This is a genomic window from Undibacterium sp. YM2 (genome assembly GCF_009937975.1).
Lineage (GTDB): Bacteria > Pseudomonadota > Gammaproteobacteria > Burkholderiales > Burkholderiaceae_D > Undibacterium.
The window spans coordinates 80,182-99,569 of sequence record NZ_AP018441.1 but is presented as its reverse complement, the minus strand read 5'-3'; the positions used below and the strand labels follow the sequence as shown (position 1 = coordinate 99,569).

General features: G+C 51.2%; 15 protein-coding genes. 6 read left to right on the top strand and 9 right to left on the bottom strand.

Annotation, left to right across the window (positions count from 1 at the left end):
• Window positions 1–245 precede the first annotated feature (245 nt).
• Window positions 246–752, top strand: a complete 507-nt coding sequence (locus UNDYM_RS00480) for a RodZ family helix-turn-helix domain-containing protein (protein ID WP_162039258.1) — start codon at window positions 246–248, stop codon at window positions 750–752.
• 53 nt (window positions 753–805) lie between these two features.
• On the opposite strand, the gene UNDYM_RS00475 is transcribed toward UNDYM_RS00480, so the two are convergent.
• Window positions 806–3,622: a TonB-dependent receptor gene (locus UNDYM_RS00475; RefSeq protein ID WP_162039257.1), complete on the bottom strand. Its 2,817-nt coding sequence runs from the start codon at window positions 3,620–3,622 to the stop codon at window positions 806–808.
• Window positions 3,623–4,121: 499 nt separating this feature from the next.
• On the opposite strand from UNDYM_RS00475, the gene UNDYM_RS00470 reads away from it, so the two are divergent.
• The 3 genes from UNDYM_RS00470 to UNDYM_RS00460 are packed head-to-tail and all read left to right on the top strand — an operon-like array spanning window position 4,122 to window position 7,996.
• The gene (locus UNDYM_RS00470; protein WP_162039256.1) at window positions 4,122–5,174 is read left to right on the top strand and encodes a proline racemase family protein; all 1,053 of its coding nucleotides are present in this window, start codon (window positions 4,122–4,124) and stop codon (window positions 5,172–5,174) included.
• The gene (locus UNDYM_RS00465; protein ID WP_162039255.1) at window positions 5,171–6,262 is read left to right on the top strand and encodes a Xaa-Pro peptidase family protein; all 1,092 of its coding nucleotides are present in this window, start codon (window positions 5,171–5,173) and stop codon (window positions 6,260–6,262) included. The genes UNDYM_RS00470 and UNDYM_RS00465 overlap by 4 nt, the downstream gene beginning before the upstream one ends.
• A gap of 9 nt (window positions 6,263–6,271) precedes the next feature.
• Window positions 6,272–7,996, top strand: a complete 1,725-nt coding sequence (locus tag UNDYM_RS00460) for an MFS transporter (RefSeq protein ID WP_162039254.1) — start codon at window positions 6,272–6,274, stop codon at window positions 7,994–7,996.
• Between the two features lie 91 nt (window positions 7,997–8,087).
• Here UNDYM_RS00460 and UNDYM_RS00455 read toward each other — a convergent pair whose 3' ends face one another.
• The 8 genes from UNDYM_RS00455 to UNDYM_RS00420 all read right to left on the bottom strand — a co-directional run bounded on the left by UNDYM_RS00455 (window position 8,088) and on the right by UNDYM_RS00420 (window position 16,835).
• Entirely contained in the window at window positions 8,088–8,597 is a 510-nt protein-coding gene (locus UNDYM_RS00455; RefSeq protein WP_162039253.1) for a DUF1993 family protein, read from the bottom strand.
• A 114-nt stretch (window positions 8,598–8,711) separates the two neighbouring features.
• The gene (locus UNDYM_RS00450) at window positions 8,712–10,070 is read right to left on the bottom strand and encodes a PAS domain-containing sensor histidine kinase (protein ID WP_162039252.1); all 1,359 of its coding nucleotides are present in this window, start codon (window positions 10,068–10,070) and stop codon (window positions 8,712–8,714) included.
• Window positions 10,067–11,482 (bottom strand): sigma-54 dependent transcriptional regulator, encoded by a 1,416-nt coding sequence (locus UNDYM_RS00445; RefSeq protein WP_162039251.1) that lies wholly within the window; start codon window positions 11,480–11,482, stop codon window positions 10,067–10,069. The genes UNDYM_RS00450 and UNDYM_RS00445 overlap by 4 nt, the downstream gene beginning before the upstream one ends.
• Window positions 11,483–11,551: 69 nt before the next feature.
• Window positions 11,552–12,754, bottom strand: a complete 1,203-nt coding sequence (locus UNDYM_RS00440; protein ID WP_162039250.1) for an ABC transporter permease — start codon at window positions 12,752–12,754, stop codon at window positions 11,552–11,554.
• Window positions 12,754–14,004: an ABC transporter permease gene (locus UNDYM_RS00435; protein ID WP_162039249.1), complete on the bottom strand. Its 1,251-nt coding sequence runs from the start codon at window positions 14,002–14,004 to the stop codon at window positions 12,754–12,756. The genes UNDYM_RS00440 and UNDYM_RS00435 overlap by 1 nt, the downstream gene beginning before the upstream one ends.
• A 10-nt stretch (window positions 14,005–14,014) precedes the next feature.
• A complete protein-coding gene (locus UNDYM_RS00430; RefSeq protein ID WP_162039248.1) occupies window positions 14,015–14,677 on the bottom strand; it encodes an ABC transporter ATP-binding protein in 663 nt (220 codons plus the stop codon).
• A gap of 39 nt (window positions 14,678–14,716) precedes the next feature.
• Window positions 14,717–15,964, bottom strand: a complete 1,248-nt coding sequence (locus UNDYM_RS00425) for an efflux RND transporter periplasmic adaptor subunit (protein WP_162039247.1) — start codon at window positions 15,962–15,964, stop codon at window positions 14,717–14,719.
• A gap of 256 nt (window positions 15,965–16,220) precedes the next feature.
• Complete coding sequence (locus UNDYM_RS00420) at window positions 16,221–16,835, bottom strand: OmpW family protein (RefSeq protein WP_162039246.1); 615 nt, start codon at window positions 16,833–16,835, stop codon at window positions 16,221–16,223.
• A gap of 269 nt (window positions 16,836–17,104) precedes the next feature.
• On the opposite strand from UNDYM_RS00420, the gene ettA reads away from it, so the two are divergent.
• Entirely contained in the window at window positions 17,105–18,772 is a 1,668-nt protein-coding gene (gene ettA, locus UNDYM_RS00415) for an energy-dependent translational throttle protein EttA (protein WP_162039245.1), read from the top strand.
• 203 nt (window positions 18,773–18,975) lie between these two features.
• The gene (gene fliL / locus UNDYM_RS00410) at window positions 18,976–19,386 is read left to right on the top strand and encodes a flagellar basal body-associated protein FliL (RefSeq protein WP_162039244.1); all 411 of its coding nucleotides are present in this window, start codon (window positions 18,976–18,978) and stop codon (window positions 19,384–19,386) included.
• The last annotated feature ends 2 nt before the right edge of the window (window positions 19,387–19,388 follow it).

Sequence of the window (19,388 nt, the reverse complement as noted above, 5' to 3'; positions counted from 1 at the left end):
CTCGCAGCTTACCCGATTATCATGAAATCGGCGACTCGGCGGAGCCAAGTTTTGCTGTTTGCAGCATACATTACGACAAAGTACGACACTTGATATCAATTAAATATCGGTTTCCAAATTTGGCAAGCAGCATGAATACCACTGTGCAAGCTTGAGCATGATCTGCTCTTTATTGCTGTTATAGTATGCTGCCATTTATGCAATGGCAGCACATATGGACGATTGTTATATATGAGGCAAGGGTAATGAAAGATTCTGAACATAGTCAGCCTGCTCTGTCAGAAGTCACTGGTACGTTTCATTATCAGGAATTGATTGAATCACGGCTCGGTCAACCAATCGCTGCGGATTTGATCGAGGCTGAAGCACAAAGACTGGCAGCTTCACCCGGTGCCAAACTGGCAGCCGGACGCACGGCACTTGGCTGGTCAGTTGAACAGGTGGCGGCCCAGTTGAAACTGGCACCCCGCCAAATCATAGCACTGGAAAAAGACGACTATCCCGCCCTGCCAGAAGCGGCGATAGTCAAAGGCTTCACACGCGCATATGCGAAGCTGGTCAAACTTGATCCCGGACCTATCCTGGCCTTGATGGCGGCAGATACGGATAAAAAACGGCAGACGGCAAGCAAGACGGATAAGCCCCGCCGCCCAGGCAGCCCAGTGCAAAATCAGGGTTCTGCACTGGGTATTTATATCTGCCTGTTTATTGCAGCGGCGCTGGCTTATGCCTATTTCAATTTACAGCACTGACCCTGCCCTGGTTTTCTTCAAATGACTGCGGGGCAGGTATGAGTCAACGCTGATCAGAAGTTATACGAACCGGTCAGGTAAAAAGTCCTGCCCAGTGCATCGGTATAACGGCCATCGTAACCAACCTGGTCACCATTGCCTTCTTTCAGTGACAAAGGCGGATTGACATTGAACAGATTGCGTACACCCACCGTCAATGCCAGGTTCTTGCGCAGTTGCGCCCGGGTCTGCCAGTCAAAAGTGGTGTAGGACGCCACATCACGCTTGACCGCGACAAAATCACCAAAGCTGCCATTCGCGTTCACTTCACGCACAGAAGCTGAAGCATCGTGATAGCCGGAACGGTAATTCATTGTCAGTGCATGCGTGAACATGTCTGAGGTCTTCAACGTCGCCACCAGTTTGCTGATAACGCGGAAAGCCACCGCGTTATTTTCATCATAACGGCCTACGCTACGCACAGTCGGGCTGCCGGGAATATCAAAGTCTGACATCAGCATATAAGTCCCCGTCCAGTTCAAAGCCAGCTTGCCCAGGGGTGTTGCTGTCTTGAAGCTGTGGTCCCAGTCTATGCCGCGATAATGGGCATTGGCAATATTGTAGGAAGGCAGGGTGCCTACCAGGATATTGTCGCCCTGGCCCGGTTCATAGAAAGTCGAAAACAGGTTTTGATAACGCTCAGGATGACCAAAGACGATCGCCTCGGGCAATTGCGCGATCTGGTTAGACATTTTCACATCCCACAAATCCAGTCCCAGAGACAGGCTGGATGTTGGCTCTATGCGTATGCCCATGCTGGCTTGTTTGGATTCTTCCGGCTTCAGGCCGTTTTCGCCTGTCAGGCGGTTACCACCAGTCAGCACATCGTATTGGGTAGAACCCATACAGTTCACGGCACGCGGATCAGGTGATTTTACCGGGCAGGGATAAGTACCACCGGTATTGCCACTGTGCGTCAGCGGTGATGTGATATCGCTCATGCTGGCCATCTTGAAACCCGTGCCATACGAAGCACGCAACAGGAGATTATCAAAAGCTCGGTAGGCGGCAGACAATTTGTATGTCAGCTTGTCAGCCTTGTTACCCTGGGTGGCAGATGCGATAGGCTTGCCCTGTTCATCAAAATTGGCAGTATTGGTGACGGCACTGTAATCATCATAACGCAGAGCAGCAGTCACATCGAATTGCTTGCTGATGGGGAGCAGGAGCTCAGCGAAACTACCCCAGTTTTTGCGACTGGCCGCAATCGGCAAATCACCTGGTGAATCACCGAGTGGTGCATCGGTGTAATTAGGCTGCAACGCATTGGTGCCCATGCCTATGGGTGTCGCGGTATAGTCATAGCGCTGCTTGCTGAAATCGACACCCAGCCCCAGTTGTGACTTGCCACTGCCTATTGCAAACAATTCACGCGAACCACGCAGACTCAGCACATCCAGCGTACTTTTGGAACTGGACCAGTTTTCATGCAAGACAGCGGGAGCCAGGATAGCCGCAGAAGAACCCGCAGGTGCAAAAGGATCGTATTTACCGCCATCGACTATCGCGTAGAACTTGTCCTTGCTCAAAAAGCCACCAGCAAAATCGCGGCTGCGCTTGGAGATGGAATGCGTATAAGACAGGTTATAGTCAAAACCAAAAGCATTGCCTTCCGCCCCCAGCACCAGATGCTGTGCTTCTGTCGTGTAGGCCGTATTACGGCCACCGGCATCTGAAATACGCAGACGCATTCTGGCCGAATCCAGATCAGCCGGATTGACACCGAGGCCAGCCAGATAAGGGGTCACATATTTGGCAAACAGATTACTGTCCAGCCCCAGGGCCAAAGGCTGTGCAGCCGGCGCATATCGGCCAGTCTGCTTGAAGTTGGACACCACCGCCTCGGCAAACAGTGTGGCGTCGCTATTGAGTTTGTAATTCAAGGAAGAAAACAGGCTGTCACGTTTTGATTCGGGTATCAATTGCACAGTCGAAGCATAATCAAAACGGCAGCGGTTTTCTACCTGGAAGGTATTTGGCCCGCAGGATTTATCCTTCAGGTAATTCGGTGAAAACAGGATAGGATCAGCACCATTCTTGAAATTCAATTGAACTATGGATGGGCTGGAATTATCGGACAAAAACCAGGTCGCATAATTCTTGCCATTGGCGGTAAATCTCCTGACGCCCGTATCTGCGAATGAACGCTGATTCGCATTGAGCATGCTTTGTTCATCGTGGCTGTAAGACAGCAAGACGTTGTAGCCATCTTTTTCCAGGTCACCAAAACCTTTGGAAACACCCACGCGATATGACTTGCCACCTGACTCTTGCGGCTGGGTATAGCTGAAGTCAACTGCGGCATCCGTCTGGTTCTTGCGCAAGATAAAATTGACGACACCGGCAATCGCATCCGAGCCATACAAGGTCGATGCACCGTCCGTCAAAATCTCTACCCGCTCAACCGCAGACAAGGGGATACTCGCGAGATTAACGGTACTGCCCGCACCGAAGGAAGCCAGCCTGTGGCCATTCAGCAAGACCAGGGTATAAGCAGCGCCAATATTATGGATGGAGGCTGTTTGCAAACCGCCACCACCGCCATTGATCGTCTGATTGGCCGTGCTGAAACCCTGCATGCTGGGCAGGGCGGCAATCAGGCTTTCGACGTTGGTTGCGCCACTTTTTTCTATGTCAGCGCGTGACAGGGTCTGCACTGGCAAGGCAGTTTCCTGATTAATGCGTTTGATCGATGAACCTGTCACTTCCACACGCTGTATGGGCACGCTGGTATCTTGCGCCTGACTGCTGCCCGCCATGATACTGAGGCCCAGGCCTAGTCCGCTGGCGAACATCAGTCTCAGCGAATGGGATAATACTTTTTCTTTCATTTGTCTGCTCCGGATCTGGATAATATTTTTTGATTTTCTTGCGTGGTGATCGGGGTATTTCCTGGACTGTGAAGCGAGCCCCGCAGTCTTCGTTCCTGCGTTTGTTCCGCAATGCCGGTTTTACTTTTTTCCTGATCCATTGTGCGAATCAATTGATGCAATGTCCAAACCGTCTGGATCGCAGACAGCCTGTCATTCAGGGTGATGTGGTGGCATCAGCATGCGACATCCTCATTAGCCTGCCTGTTCTCAGACAAAGCCAGTTCTCCGGCCTGAGGTCAAACCCATAGGAGATGTTTTGGTTTTCTCAGTGAATTACCCATGTCATTTTTTAATATATCATGAATATATCTTAAATATACGTAAACTTTTGCGGAAATTTTAAGCAGATAAAAATAGTTTTTTGCTGTGCCAATTTCCTTGCATGCACGCATGCAAAACGTCAAGACAGTTAATCCTGCGCACTTTAAGCTGGCGCTTTTGAAGCAGGAGCATGCACATGACAAGTGCCACCCACGCCAGGGCTTTTTCGGACTGGCGACCCTCGCCAGACATCTTGCAGATCAGCAGCCTGGACTGTCATACCGGCGGTGAGCCCCTGCGTATCATCACTGGCGGTTTCCCCGTTTTACCCGGCAAGCGCATACTGGATAAACGTGAATACTGCAAAACACATTACGATCATTTGCGTACGGCGCTGATGTTTGAACCGCGCGGTCATGCCGATATGTATGGCTGCCTCATCGTTGCGGCAGAACGCGAGGACAGCGATTTCGGTGCGCTGTTCCTGCACAATGAAGGCTATAGCACCATGTGCGGCCATGCCATCATCGCCCTGGCCCGGGTAGCGCTGGAAGCGGGGGTCGTTGCCAGCACTGGCCCCATGACTACCATCAAGATCGATGTACCTGCAGGGCAAATCACGGCTTATGCCGAGATGTGCAACAACAAGGTCACACGCACTTATTTTGACAACGTACCTTCCTTTGTCGCTGCGCTTGACGTTGCTGTGGATGTGCCAGAACTGGGCAGTGTGAATGTCACGCTGGCGTATGGTGGTGCTTATTACGCCTACGTCGATGCGCCCAGCCTGGGCCTGTCACTGGCGGCAGACAATCACCGCCAGATCATCGCCATGGGGCGCAGCATCAAGGCTGCGGTGCAGAAGCAAATCCCCATACATCATCCCTTTGATAAAGAGCTCAGCTTTCTGTATGGCTGCATTTTCTCTGCGCCATCAACCACGCCGGGTGTGCATAGCCGCAATGTCTGCATCTTTGCTGACGGCGAGCTGGACCGCAGCCCGACTGGCAGCGGAGTATCCGGCCAGGCCGCCATCCTGCATGCGCGTGGTGCTTTACGTGTCGGTGAAAACATCGTCATAGAAAGCATACTCGGCAGCCAGTTCAAGGTGGCTGCTTATCATCCGCATAGCTATGGCTACCACAGCGCGATTATCCCGCGTGTGGAAGGCAGCGCCCATATCACAGGGCGCAGCACTTTTTATCTGGACCCGCATGACCCTTTGATACAAGGATTCATATTCCGATGACAGCAGAATTTGAGCTAAGGCTGACGAAACTGCGTCAGCGCATGAGTGCGGATGGGCAGCAGGCCCTGCTGGTTTTTTCCCTGGATAACCTGCGCTATCTTGCCAATTATTCTGGTGAAGCAGCATACGGCATCGTCACGATGGATCAGGTTTTTTTGATTACCGACTATCGCTTTATCGAACAGGCAGAAGAAGAATGCTTTGCATGTCAATTCATCTGCCGCAACCGCGACCAGCAAAGCCTGGGGCAAGCAATACGGGAAGTGCTGGATGCAGAACATGTCAGCAGCCTGCTGTTTGAAGCAGGACATATCAATTTGCAGATGTGGTCAGGAATAGCACAGGAACTCGAAGGCATTGCATTCGCGCCCTGCACTGGCCTGATCGAGGAGTTACGCAAGATCAAGGATGAGTGGGAGATCGCACAAATCCGCAAGGCAGCGGCAATTGCCGACCGGGCCTTGCATGACAGCCTGCCCCTGCTGCGCACAGGCGTCAGCGAGCGAGACTTTGCTCTGGAGCTTGAATACCGCATGCAAAAACTGGGATCTGAAGGCCTGTCCTTCCCAAGCATAGTCGGTTTTGGCCCACGCTCTGCGCTGCCACATTGCATACCCTCAGAAAAAAAACTTGCTGAGGGTGATCTCGTCGTCATCGATTTTGGTGCAGTCGTCAACGGCTATCGCTCGGACATGACGCGCAGCTTTGTGGTGGGCAAGGCCAGCACGCAGCAAAAAAAGATGTATGACACCGTGCTGCGGGCACAACAGGCTGCGCTCGATAGCCTGCACGCCGGTCAGCCAGCCACTATCACCAGCAGCGCCGCCAGCGATATCTTGCAAGCCTCGGAATTTGCCAACTATACCAGCACCGGCCTCGGCCATGGCGTAGGCATACAGTTGCACGAGCAGCCGTTTATCAGCCCTGTCTGCCAGGACGTATTTCAAGCCAACTATGTTGTCACCATAGAACCCGGCATTTACATACCCGGTTACGGTGGTGTGCGCATAGAAGATGATGTCCTCATCCTGGATGATGGTTATAGCTTCATTAGCCATGCTCCCAAAGTTTTTGAGCTGCCAATTTAAACCTCTCTTATGTCCACCACTACACCTGCAACGGGCCGCAGCCCTTTTCATAAAAATTTCTATGTGGCGAACAGCATGGAAATTTTTGAGCGTCTGGCCTGGTATGGCTTCTTTACTCTGTCATCCCTGTACATGACCAGCCCGGTATCACAAGGTGGCCTGGGTTTGAATGATCAGGAACGCGGCTTCTTGCAGGGCATGATTCCCTTTCTGCTGTATCTGTTACCGGTGATTACTGGTGCGCTGGCCGACCGCTATGGCTACCGGCGCATGTTCCTGATCGCCTTTTGCATCATGTGCCCGGCTTATTTCCTGCTGGGCCAGGTACATGGCTTCTGGAGTTTTTGCGCAGCCTTTCTGGCCGTCGCTGTTGGTGCTGCCTGCTTCAAGCCCGTCGTAGTCGGCACCATAGGCCGTACAACTGATGACACAAATCGTGGCCTGGGATTTGGCGTGTTTTATACCATGGTCAACGTCGGTGGTTTCCTGGGGCCACTGGTAGCAGGCTACGTGCGCGCCATCAGTTGGGATATGGTGTTTCTGATGTCTTCATTCTGGATCTTGCTGAACTTCATACCCGCGATCTTCCTGTACAAGGATGCCGGGCATCACGAAGGCGATGCAGACCAGCGCAGCTTGCATCAGGTCTTGCTGGAAACTCAGGAGGTTCTTGGCAATGGCAGGCTGGCGCTGCTGGTCGTGCCGGCCATCATAGGCATCATGGTCGCAGCCAAAGGTGGTATCAGTTACGCGCAATACTTCATGACGATGGCGGGCTGGGCAGGTATCAATCTGGTCTGGAGTATGCTGAATAAATCTGGCAACCAGCAGCACTGGTACCAGCAAGGCATACGCATAGGCAATGCACAATTCGTTATTTACCTGCTCATCATGACAGGCTTCTGGACTATCTATAACCAGCTCTTCATCACCCTGCCCTTGTACATACGTGACTTTGTCGATACCGGCGATCTGGTGCAGATGATAGAAAAATTCAGCCCGTCTGCACTGAATTTTCTGGCAGCGGTGAATGTAGAGCAACTGGCCAAGGTCTTGCCAGCCATGGCTGCCAAACTCAGCACTGGCATCGATAGCCAGATGCTGGAACACTTGCGGCTGGAACTGGTGAACTACAAGGTCATGCCACCTCTGGAAGAATTACAGTCTGGCTTGCAGGCCTTGCAGGCGGGCCATATCAGTGCGACAAACCTGGCTACGGACTGGAGCCAGGCTTACCGCCAGGTCAATCCTGAATACATCGTCAATCTGGATTTTGGTGCTGTCGTACTCTTGCAAATCGCCATCAGCACTTATGTGCAACGCTGGAAAGCCTTGCCCGTACTGGTCATGGGCACATTGGTCTTGAGCCTCAGCCTGTGGATGGCAGGACTCTCTCATGCCTTGCTGTTTGGCGGCGTCAGTGTCTGCATGGCTGTGTTTGTATTTGCTTTGGGCGAGATGATTGCTTCACCAAAGAGCCAGGAATATGTGGCAGCGATTGCGCCAAAAAGAAAAACCGCAATGTTCATGGGCTATTACTTTGTCTCCATGGCGCTTGGCAATTTATTTGCCGGACTGTTGTCGGGATGGTCGTACACCGTACTGGCGCGGCAGATGCATCAACCAATGTTGATGTTGAGTTTGTTTGGGGGGATAGGCGTGATTACTTCTGTTGCGTTGCTGGTGTTTAATTTGAGGTTGAAAGCGGTGCAGGGTTTTGCGGTGGCGGCTTAATCATTGCTCAAATTTTTGAAGAATCCCATCCCCATCCCAACCTTCCCCTTGAAGGGGAAGGAGTTGAAACCAGCTTTGCTCAGACCAAGACTTAACGCAAACCCATAAAATCTTTTTTACCAATTTCCACACCGTTATGACGGAACAGGGCATACGCCGTCGTCACATGGAAAAAGAATTGCGGCAAGCCGTAGTTCAGCAAATAAGCCTGACCAGTGAAAGTCTGTTCTTTTGGTGTACCTGGGCGCAAGACGATGTTGCGGGTCTCGCTGCCTTCAAATTTGGATGCATCCAGCGTGGCAATGAAAGCCTTGGTCTTGGCGATACGCTCTTGTAGCTCTGCAAAAGTCTGCTCATTGTCTTCGTAGGCTGGCAATTCAGCCTGAGCCAGACGGCCTGTTACACCCTTGGCGAAGTCAGCAGCGATCTGTACCTGACGTGTCAACGCCAGCATGTCAGGGAACAAACGCGCCTGCAAGAAATTCTCTGCCGGGATATTCTTGGCTGTCGCATGCGCTTCAGCTTTTTTCAGGACATCGCTGAGGCTATCAAGCATCTGGTTAAACACGGGAACAGAGGCAGCGTACATGGAAATGGACATGGAAATCTCCTAAATAGTTGGCAGAATGCGCCGAATGGAGCTGCATTATAGGATGGATAGAAAATTTGCGTATGAGCTTAGAATTTTCCTGATTTTTCCTGGCTTTTCCCTGTCTCAGCCATCGATAAAGATATCAAAACTGGTCTCACCCTGACCATTTGCCATGAGTTTATGGCTATAGCCATGCCGGTTCAAGACCTCACGCACAAACATCAGGCCTATGCCCTGGCCACCTTTCTTGGTCGTGAAGAAAGGTGTAAACAATTGTCCGTGTGGCACATCCGACAAGAGATTGGCAGAATCCCTGATGGATAACAGTATGCTCTGCGTATTGGGGTCACGTCTGAGTTCGAGATTGACATAGCCAGACTCATGCCGCCCCTGCCTGATCGATGATTCGACAGCTTCAATCGCATTCTTGACGATATTCAGTAAAGCCTGTTCCATCAAATGCCCATCCAGCATTTGCAATGGCAGTTCTTCACGCGCTACCCAATTGAAACTGATGCCCGGCTCGCTGCATTGCTGACGGTACAGATAAACAATACCATCCAGCATGGCAGCCAGGTCATGCGGCTTCAATTCGGGTTCAGGCATTTTGACGACACGGGTAAAGCGTTCTATGAATTCACCAAGATTGCCATTCCGCTTCCTGACAGCGGTGATGGCGGTAATAAAATCATGCGCATCCTCAGACTGCAATTGCCCGCTATAGAACAGCAATGATTCGAGTACCGACCCGGTTGCTGCTACCGTATTATTGACTTCATGTGCCAGCACCCTTATGAGTTTTTCATAAGTGGCTTTTTCTGAACTGGCCAGTTCTGCGGTGATCTCGTCGATCAATAAAAAATCGCGCTTGAAGCCACGATCTGTGAATTGGTTTCTCTGGCAGCGATAGCGCCTGCCCTCGGTATCACCATAGACGGCGCTTTCACCAGGCAACAGGTCTTGCAGCTGCTGCAGCAGCCCGTTATTGCTGGAAATATCACTGTCCAGCATCAACTGCGGCAAGCTCCATCCCGCCAGGTCCCTGCTACCCAGCAAGCTCTGGGCACTGGCATTCATCAGGCTGATCTTGTCGTCAAAATCAAATACGATGACTGCAGTTGGCGTCGCTTCCAGCAAGCGGTCCAGAAAGCCACGTTGTTCGCCGAGTTCCAGCCTTTCTTTATACAGGGCTTCGAGCATGCGGTTGAACAGCATGACCAGCTCATTGATTTCCTTGTTGCTGTCCGGATTGATGCGGCTGGCATAATTCTCATCTTGCAAAAGATCATGGAATTGCTGGGCAAAATCCAGTGGCTGCAAGACCTTGTTGACGAGGTGAATGCCAAGCGCAAGACTGCAAGCCAGGCCCAGTTCCAGAAAGACGATGAGCAAGGGCTGGCTCAGGTAAAAGCTGAAGGCCAGGCCCAGGAAAATACCATGGATAATGAATAGATAAGCCAGCAAGCGCCGCTTCAGGCTCATTGCTTTACCTCATTACCATCATCATCCTCAGTAACAGTGATCTGATGTTTTTCCAGCCTGCGGTACAGTGAAAATCTGCTCAGGCCCAAGGCCTTGGCGACGCGGGTGATATTGCCATTATGCTGTTCCATGGCTTTTTCTATCATCAGTTTTTCTACCTGATCGAGTGTCATGCCCGCCATGCTCATACTCATGCCCTGGCCTTGTGCTTCTTCATGTTGTTCGGCAAACAGAAAATCATGTTGTTCGAGCACAGGCTTGCCCACCAGTAGCAGGGTTCGCTCCAGACATTGCCTAAGCTGGCGTATATTGCCCGGCCATGCCCTGCTACTCAGCCAGTTCAGTGCGGATGGCGCAAGGCTGACTGGCTGCATGCCATAGCTATGCACCAGGCCTGCCATCATGCGGTTTGCCAGCAGTGGAATATCACTGCGGCGTTCGCGCAAAGGCGGCAGGCGTATAGTGATCAGGTTCAGACGGTAATACAGGTCTTCACGAAATTCATTGCTGGCAACCAGTTCTGCGAGTTCGCGGTTGGTGGCCGAGATAATGCGCACGTCAGCCTGCTCGGTCTTGCTGGCACCGACTGCCTGATAGCTATGATTTTGCAATACCCGCAATAGCTTGACCTGGTCATTGCGGTTCAGTTCACCGATTTCATCGAGGAACAGACTACCCTGGCTGGCCATGGCGAAGTGACCCTTGCGGTCGCTTTTTGCATCGGTAAAAGCACCCCTGACATGGCCAAACATTTCGCTCTCAAACAGGCTCGTTGTCACTGCGCCCATGTTTACCTTGACAATGGCTTTGCCAGCGCGCGCGCTGTTGCGGTGTATCGCATCGGCGATGAGTTCCTTGCCAGTACCACTCTCACCTAGTATCAGGACTGAGGCATTGGTTTTGGCAACCCGGCCTATGGTCGCCAATACCTTCAGCAATTCAGCATGCTCGCCTATGATGTCGCTGAAATCAAACTGCCTGTCCAGCGCCTGGCGATCTGCATTAGCGGGCATGGCAACTTGCGCCATGTCCAGCGTGCTGCGTATCAGTTCCTGCAGTTGGGTGTTATCCCAGGGCTTGGTAAAAAAATCTGCGGCACCGAGTTTGACGCCACGCACCGCCAGCGCAATCGAACCCCAGGCCGTCATCAGCAACACTGGCAAAGCTGGATACAGACGCTTGATGTCAGCCAGTAGAGCCAGGCCTTCTTCTCCCGTAGTTTGCAGGGAAAAATTCATGTCCTGCAAGACCAGGTTGATCTCTTGCGTTGCCAGTATCTGCATGGCCTGCTGCGCATCGTCACAACTGATGCTGGTATAGCCAGCTTGCTTCAGCAGCAAAGCCAGCGACACCAGCACCGAGTTGTCGTCATCTATGATCAGGATACGTTGATTTGCTAATGCTGCTGGCATGGCCTTCAATTACCAATGAGTGAAAACAGGCTGACTATCTTATACGCTTTAAGCTTTGGCAAGCATATATTATTCATAGTGCAAGGCCTCGGTCGGGCTGAGCCTGCTGGCACGCCATGCGGGGTACAGGGAACACAATGTGGAAATCGCATAGATCAGCGCCATGGAAATGACCGTAGCAGTAATGAATACTGTCCAGTTGATGGCGTCCCCCAAAACGCCGGTCAGTGGCAGTTGTATCAGCAACACCATGCCCGCCAGCATGGCAATCGAACTCAACAATAATTGCTCGGTGACGATTTGCTGATAAATATGCCTGCTACTGGCACCAATGGCACGCCGCAAACCTATCTCGGGGATACGTTGCGTAGTATTTTGCCAGAGCACGCCAAACAGGCCAAAACCAACCATGATGAGCAGGAAAACTGCAATGACTGCGATGACCATCAGTGGGATGGTGTCTTCGGTCATCTTTGATTTACGCATCTCAGCCAGGGGTGAAATCCTGTAACCCCAGTCACTGCGTATGAGTTTCAATTGCTGGTTCAGTTTTTCTTCAAAGGCGCGCGAGGTACCCGGTTTTACCTTGATCATGGCTACCTCCATGCGCTCATCTCTTGCCGCCCGGGAAAAACGCATGATGACAAAACTGGTCGGGGCCATGAATTCGCCTTTATTACGGAAGTCTTCAAATACCCCGGTAATGCGCAAGAACTTGGTTTCTTTTGATCCTGGTTCGGTATCGGTCACCAGTTGTCCCACTGCGCTCTTGCCAGGGAACATACTGTCGGCCAGTTTTTTATTGATGACGATCGCTTTTTCTGTCCTGCCCTCATCTTCACTGGAAAACCAGCGGCCCTCCAGCAATTTCATTCCCAGCAACCCGGGCGTTTCATCAGCCATGTCCGTCAAGTTGACCTTGAAACCTGATTTATTGTCAGGTAAAAACAAGTCTGAGCGCCAGGTAGAATTGCTATAGGGTGAATAATTGATGAAGCCAACCTGTTCCACCTCGGGCAGGGCCGACAGGCTACGCTGGAAATTTTCGGTCACGTTGGGATCATTTTTTTTATCAAACTCTCCCGAGCTCAGCATCCTGACTGACCACACATCCTGATAGGCAAAGCCTGTAGGTAGATGATATAGCTGGTAATAACGGGCGCTCATCAAAGCCAGGCCAAAGACAACACAAAAAGCCAGCAGTATTTCCAGACTCAGCAATAGATTCTTGAACTTGCGTTTCCAGATGGGCTTGAGTATATGAAAAAACATTATGCAGCTCCTTTCAGCGCAAGCACGGGATCAAGGCGCGACATTTTCCATGCCGGGATGACGCCAGACAAAACGCCAAACACGACGGCAATCACAAAGCCATAGGCAAATACAGCAAAACTCAAATCCACTTTCAGATAAGGGATCAGATCTGCATTGCTGAGCCAGACCAGGGTCAGCTTGGTGAATATCAATCCCACCAGGGCACCGAACAGGCAGAGCAGGATATTTTCCATGACGAATTGTTTGACCAGTTCACGGTTACTGGCACCAAAGGCTTTGCGCACGCCTATCTCGGCGGCCCTTTCCATGATGCGGCCAGAGTTCAGATTGACCAGGTTCAAAGCGGGCAAAAGCATGAAGAGCAACATGAAAAATACCACGCCTGCCAGTAACTGTACGGCTCCTGAATCAGGTACTTCATCACGGTTCAATATACCTCTGGCGAAAAAGTCCAGTTTGCTGTCTGCCCACATGTAGGTGTGTTCCCAGTGAGTTGGTTCATCGGCATTGATTTGCTTGACGACCTGCAAGAGTTCATCCCTGATCAGAGGCAGGTCTGCTGCACTCTTGCCCATCAACATGGCATTGAAATTACCTGAATATTGCTCACGATACTGTGAGGAGGGGAAAGTCGTGACGGGTACCCAGATGTCTGCAAAAGCATTCATGTGTATAACGTCTTCCACCACGCCGATGATTTCAAACTGCTGCCCACCGGCGTTGATTTTTTGACCGACGACTTTTTGACTCACGACTGCTGTACTGTCAAATATTTTTTTCGCCGTACTCTCATTGACGACAGCGACGAAGCGCCCCAGCCTGACATCCTCCGCTGTAGGCACACGCCCGGAAAGTATTTTGAAATCCAGTATCTGCCAGTACTCTGCATCGGCGCGGCGCATCATGATTTCATTGACACTGTCTTTTTGATAGACAGACACAGATTCCGGGCCAGTGACCGCAGCCACTTTTTCCACCGTCTTCATCTTGCGCAAATATTGATCAATGATTTTATATCCCAGCGGGCTGCGCCTGGTGTTGTTCTTGCTGACCTGCGTGACCGTGCCGATCTGTAAAAACCGTTCGCTCTTGCCTTCCACACCGGTAGGAAAAAAAGTGGCTTGCAACATCGCAGTCACCACCAGCAAGACCACCATGGTCAGGACTATGCAGAGCAGGTTGATGGCAGTGAACAATTTGCGCCGCAGATACACCTTGCAGGCAATCTGGAAATAATTCTTTAACATGACATGCCCCCTAAGCCACCAGTTGGCCGTCAAATACCCGCACGATGCGGCCACCCTGTTTGGCCTGACGCTCATCATGGGTGACCATGACGACAGTCGTCCCTTCATGACTGAGCTTGAGCAGGATATCCATGACCTCGGCCCCCATCTGGCTATCGAGATTGCCGGTAGGTTCATCTGCCAGCAAGATGCTGGGGCGACCGACCATGGCGCGGGCAATCGCCACCCTCTGCTGCTGGCCGCCAGACAATTGATTCGGATAATGGTCCAAACGTGCCGACAAGCCTACCCTGGCCAGCGCTTCTTCTGCCAGACGGCGGCGTTCTTTGGCACTGCAAGAACGGTATAGCAAGGGCAGCTCTACATTATCGATGACACGTAGATCATTGATCAGATGGAAGCTCTGGAAAATAAAACCAAAGGTACGGTTGCGCATGCTGGCCAGTTCCTTGTCGCGCCAGGATTTCATCTCGGCCCCATCGACGGCAATTTTGCCTTTGCCAGGTCTGTCGAGCAGACCGATCAAATTCAGCAGCGTACTTTTACCGCAGCCGCTAGGGCCCATGATGGACACAAACTCACCCTTTTTGACATGCAGATTAATGTCGCGCAAAGCCAGGGTTTCGACTTTATCGGTCTGATAGGTTTTGCTGACGTTTTCCAGCTTGATCATGATCGTTTCCTTTTTTTATTCAATTTTTATGCTTGAGGTTTATTGCGTTACCCTGAAACTGTTTAAGTGCTTGAGGCTGCTGATATCAGAAATCACCAGCCTGTCTCCTGCTTTTGCGCCCTGCAAAACTTCCACCATCTTGCTGTCACCCAGGCCTATTTCCACGCTGCGTTTTACTGCCTTGCCATCTTCCAGTACATACACATCCTGCCTGCCCTTGCCACCGATGGCCGGGCCATTTTCAACAATCAGGCTGCGCGCTTTTTGTTCGGTGATGATATTCACTTCTACCCGCAGTTTATGCCGGAGTGAAGGGTGGTTTGCCTGGTCCAGTACGACAATGAGCTTGACTGTGCCATTTTGTATTTCAGGCAAAATGGTTTGCACTTCACCGGGCATGATTTGCCCACTGTATTCAACCCGCACTTTTTGACCGGGACTGAGGTAACGCGCATAAAAATCAGAGACCGTGGCTTCTACCTTGAAATTGTTTAACTCAGACACCTTGGCGATCAGTTGCCCGGTATTGACGCTGGCACCTTCGTCTGCCAGCATCCAGGTCAGCAAACCATCAAAGGGAGCTTTGACCTGGGTTTGTTCCAGCAGTCTTTGCTGGGCTTCCATCTGCTTCTGGTAAATGGACTTTTGCAGGCGTGCAGCCTCTACATTGCTTTGCGTGGTGCGACGAGTGTCGTTCAAACTCTCTTTATGCTGGCGCAATTGCACTTCATTGCGTTTGACGGCCAGTTCTGCCGCTTGCAAATCAACGGCTGAGGTAATGCCTATAGCACCCAGTTTTTGATAGCGCGCGAGTTTGACTTTATTGCTCTGCAAATCCAGTTCCAGCAATTCCATTTCACTGGCAATTTTTTTGAGATTGGATTCCATTTCCATCGCCAGCAATTGGCCCTTTACATCTTGCTGGGACACCTGCTCGCGCAAATTGTCGATTGCCAGACGTATGCTATGGTCATCCAGCAGCATCAGCAATTCACCGGCGCGTACTTGTTGGCCAGCCTTGGCAATGACTTTGCTGATACGTGACTGGTTGGGGCTGGATAGTTGTTCTTCATGAACAGGGATGACGACGCCTGCCGCGTTGATGGTATTGTCGATAGCCCCCACGCGCACCTCGCCCACGCGTATCTCACCCAGGCTGACACCGGGGCTGATAAGCCGGTTCACGGCCCATGCCGCACCAGTGACAGAAATGGCGGCAGCAGCCAGCAGCAAGATAGTCTTGCGCCTGCGATTTTTGAGCGTGTCGTGGCTGATAGCCTGATCCATGTTGAAACCTGATGTAATTAACTACCAGATCAGGTTTGCAAGCACCGTGCCTGCCTCATCGATTTTGATTTAACTATTTAAAATCAACTACTTGGAAGATTTCAACAGCAAGAAAAGGAAAGAATAGTGCAGCGACATCGTTCGTCATCGAACGCTGGTGTGCGAATTAGCACAGTGATGGCGGGGAAAATCTTTTGCCCAAATAAAAATCCCCTTCATGGAAGGGGATCACATCATTACCGGCAAATATTCTGTCTTAGAAGCGATAGCCTACGCCTACGCCTACCAGCCAGGGATCAACTTTGACGGCGCTGACTTTGGCACCGCTGATAGTCACATCGCTGCGTATTTGCACTTTCTTGACATCCAGGTTCAAGGACCAGTTTTTGTCGAGTTTGAAATCGACACCAGCCTGTATGGCCAGGCCAAAACTGTTGCTGTCGAGGCCACCAGTACCCTTGAGCAGGTTCACATCAGAGATGCGGGTGTAATTGACACCTGCACCAACATAAGGGCTGACTTTTGAACCAGGTGCAAAATGGTATTGTGCAGTCAGTGTCGGTGGCAAATGCTTGAAAGTACCGATGATGGCACCGTCGAGCATGACGTCATGTTTTTGCGGGTAAGTCAGTATCAGTTCTGCCGCCAAGTTTGGCGTGAAAAAATAAGTGATATCGACTTCAGGAATTTCCTTGCTGCTGACAGTGATGCGGTCGGCAGCACCGACGCCACCTATAGGATCAGAACCATTTGCAGGATCGATATTGACGACACGGGCACGCACTTGCCATGGGCTCTGTTCTTGAGCCATTGCCTGGTTTGCAGTGAGACCGATAGCTGCCAGGGAGAGTGCGATAACAAGCTTTTTCATTTTCATTTCCTCTTTTCTCAACAGTGATGAACAAAGTGTAAATCCACACTATTGGCAGGGGATTGAGCTACATCAACTTTGGTGCAGAGCACCATAAAATGCAACTCCTGATGAAATTTTCCGCATTTCAACGCTCAGCAGGCGTCAGAAAAATAGCCGCGCCCGACGGCAAGCCGCCAGCCTTACATAAACTGGCCGAAATATTCCGTCCTGTGTCTGCATGAGGTATCCTTACAAACATTCTTATTCCCTATGAAAAATCAAGAAAAATGGCCAATTACGTCTATACCATGAATCGCGTCGGCAAAATCGTGCCGCCCAAGCGTCAAATCCTCAAAGATATTTCCCTGTCCTTCTTCCCTGGCGCCAAGATAGGCGTGCTGGGTCTGAATGGTTCAGGCAAGTCTTCCCTGCTCAAAATCATGGCAGGCATAGACAAGGACATACAGGGCGAAGCAGTGCCCATGCCCAACCTGAATATCGGTTACCTGCCGCAGGAACCGCAACTCGATCCAGAACAAACCGTGCGCCAGGCCATTGAATCTGCCCTGGGTGAAGTGTTTGAAGCCAAAGCCAAGCTCGAAGAAGTGTATGCCGCTTATGCTGAAGAAGACGCTGACTTTGATGCCCTGGCGAATGAGCAGGCACGCCTGGAAGCCATCATCTCAGCCTCTGCCGGTGACAATGTAGAACTGCAACTGGAAATGGCTGCCGATGCGCTGCGCCTGCCCGCCTGGGATGCCAAGATAGCTGTCCTGTCCGGTGGTGAAAAACGCCGTGTCGCGCTGTGCCGTTTGCTGCTGTCCAAGCCTGACATGCTCTTGCTTGATGAACCAACCAACCATCTGGATGCTGAATCTGTCGACTGGCTGGAACAATTCCTGTTGCGCTTCCCTGGCACTGTGGTGGCGATTACCCATGACCGCTACTTCCTTGACAATGCAGCTGAGTGGATTTTGGAACTGGATCGTGGTCATGGTATCCCTTGGAAGGGCAATTACTCTTCCTGGCTGGACCAGAAACAAGCGCGCCTGAAGCAGGAAGAAGCGACAGAATCTGCTCGCCAGAAAGCCCTGCAAAAAGAACTGGAATGGTCACGCCAGAACCCCAAAGCGCGCCAGGCCAAGAGCAAGGCACGTCTGGCCCGCTTCAATGAAATGAGCGAACATGAATACCAGAAGCGCAATGAAACCCAGGAGATTTTCATCCCAGTGGCCGAGCGTCTGGGGAATGAAGTCATCGAATTCAAGAACGTCACAAAAGCCTTTGGTGACCGCCTGCTCATCGATAACCTGAGCTTCAAGATCCCTCCTGGCGCGATTGTCGGTATCATCGGCCCTAACGGTGCCGGTAAATCTACCCTGTTCAAGATGATCAAGGGTCTGGAAACACCGGATAGCGGTGAAGTCGTGCTGGGCCAGACAGCCAAAATCTCGCTGGTAGATCAATCGCGTGAAGACCTGGGCAATACCAAGACCGTGTTTGAAGACGTGGCCAATGGTGCCGACATCCTGACCGTAGGCCGTTTTGAAATGCCATCGCGCGCTTATCTGGGTCGCTTCAACTTCAAGGGCGGTGACCAGCAAAAGATCGTCGGTAACCTGTCTGGTGGTGAACGTGGCCGTTTGCATCTGGCCAAAACCCTGCTACAAGGCGGCAATGTCTTGCTGCTCGATGAACCATCGAATGATCTGGACGTGGAAACCCTGCGTGCGCTGGAAGATGCCTTGCTGGAATTTGCCGGCAGCGTCATGGTGATCTCACATGACCGCTGGTTCCTTGACCGTATCGCTACCCACATCCTGGCATTTGAAGGCAATTCCCAAGTCACTTTCTTTGATGGCAACTATCAGGAATATGAAGCCGACAAGAAAAAACGCCTGGGTGAAGAAGGTGCCAAACCAAAACGCATCCGTTACAAGCCTTTGAGCGTATAAACCATCAAACGGCCAAGGCCGGCCAACACCCGGTATGTAATTTGCATAAGCCTGTTTGTTATTCAGACAGGCTCATTGCAAAAATACTACTTCAGCTATCTCCCTGACGGCTTCAAGTTGTTTAACAGTATGTTTTATTGCATTGCGGTAAGCTATTGAAAAATAGGGATTTTTCCTGAGCAAATACTTGCAGAAGTTAAGACATGATGCTGAAAAAACATTTATACCCATTCCTGCTTTGCCTCGCACTCAGCCTGTCTTCTGGCATGGCCCTGGCCAATTCTGGTGGCAGTGCCAGTGCATCTGGTGGCGGTTCAACTGCCAAGCTAGAGGCGTTCACAGTCAATCTGTCGAGTACAGAACGTTATCTGCAACTCAGCATGGCCTTGCAAATCGCCAGCGCAGAAGTCAGCGACAAGATTAAATTATTCATGCCCAAGGTCAGGCATACCCTGATCCTGCTGCTCAGCAGCAAGGAAGGTGAGCAATTGCAAAGTCTGGAAGGCAAGCACCAGTTGATGGAAGAGATCAAGAATGGTGTCAATAAAACCCTGGACCTCAAAGAACATGATGGCGTGACTGACGTGTTCTTCGAGAACTTTGTCATCCAGTAGCA

What these genes read in the sequence shown, in the direction of transcription:
- UNDYM_RS00480 (WP_162039258.1), top strand. Translation starts at nt 246, where the DNA reads ATGAAAGATTCTGAACATAGTCAGCCTGCTCTGTCAGAAGTCACTGGT.
- UNDYM_RS00475 (WP_162039257.1), bottom strand. Translation starts at nt 3,622, where the DNA reads ATGAAAGAAAAAGTATTATCCCATTCGCTGAGACTGATGTTCGCCAGC.
- UNDYM_RS00470 (WP_162039256.1), top strand. Translation starts at nt 4,122, where the DNA reads ATGACAAGTGCCACCCACGCCAGGGCTTTTTCGGACTGGCGACCCTCG.
- UNDYM_RS00465 (WP_162039255.1), top strand. Translation starts at nt 5,171, where the DNA reads ATGACAGCAGAATTTGAGCTAAGGCTGACGAAACTGCGTCAGCGCATG.
- UNDYM_RS00460 (WP_162039254.1), top strand. Translation starts at nt 6,272, where the DNA reads ATGTCCACCACTACACCTGCAACGGGCCGCAGCCCTTTTCATAAAAAT.
- UNDYM_RS00455 (WP_162039253.1), bottom strand. Translation starts at nt 8,597, where the DNA reads ATGTCCATTTCCATGTACGCTGCCTCTGTTCCCGTGTTTAACCAGATG.
- UNDYM_RS00450 (WP_162039252.1), bottom strand. Translation starts at nt 10,070, where the DNA reads ATGAGCCTGAAGCGGCGCTTGCTGGCTTATCTATTCATTATCCATGGT.
- UNDYM_RS00445 (WP_162039251.1), bottom strand. Translation starts at nt 11,482, where the DNA reads ATGCCAGCAGCATTAGCAAATCAACGTATCCTGATCATAGATGACGAC.
- UNDYM_RS00440 (WP_162039250.1), bottom strand. Translation starts at nt 12,754, where the DNA reads ATGTTTTTTCATATACTCAAGCCCATCTGGAAACGCAAGTTCAAGAAT.
- UNDYM_RS00435 (WP_162039249.1), bottom strand. Translation starts at nt 14,004, where the DNA reads ATGTTAAAGAATTATTTCCAGATTGCCTGCAAGGTGTATCTGCGGCGC.
- UNDYM_RS00430 (WP_162039248.1), bottom strand. Translation starts at nt 14,677, where the DNA reads ATGATCAAGCTGGAAAACGTCAGCAAAACCTATCAGACCGATAAAGTC.
- UNDYM_RS00425 (WP_162039247.1), bottom strand. Translation starts at nt 15,964, where the DNA reads ATGGATCAGGCTATCAGCCACGACACGCTCAAAAATCGCAGGCGCAAG.
- UNDYM_RS00420 (WP_162039246.1), bottom strand. Translation starts at nt 16,835, where the DNA reads ATGAAAAAGCTTGTTATCGCACTCTCCCTGGCAGCTATCGGTCTCACT.
- ettA (WP_162039245.1), top strand. Translation starts at nt 17,105, where the DNA reads ATGGCCAATTACGTCTATACCATGAATCGCGTCGGCAAAATCGTGCCG.
- fliL (WP_162039244.1), top strand. Translation starts at nt 18,976, where the DNA reads ATGATGCTGAAAAAACATTTATACCCATTCCTGCTTTGCCTCGCACTC.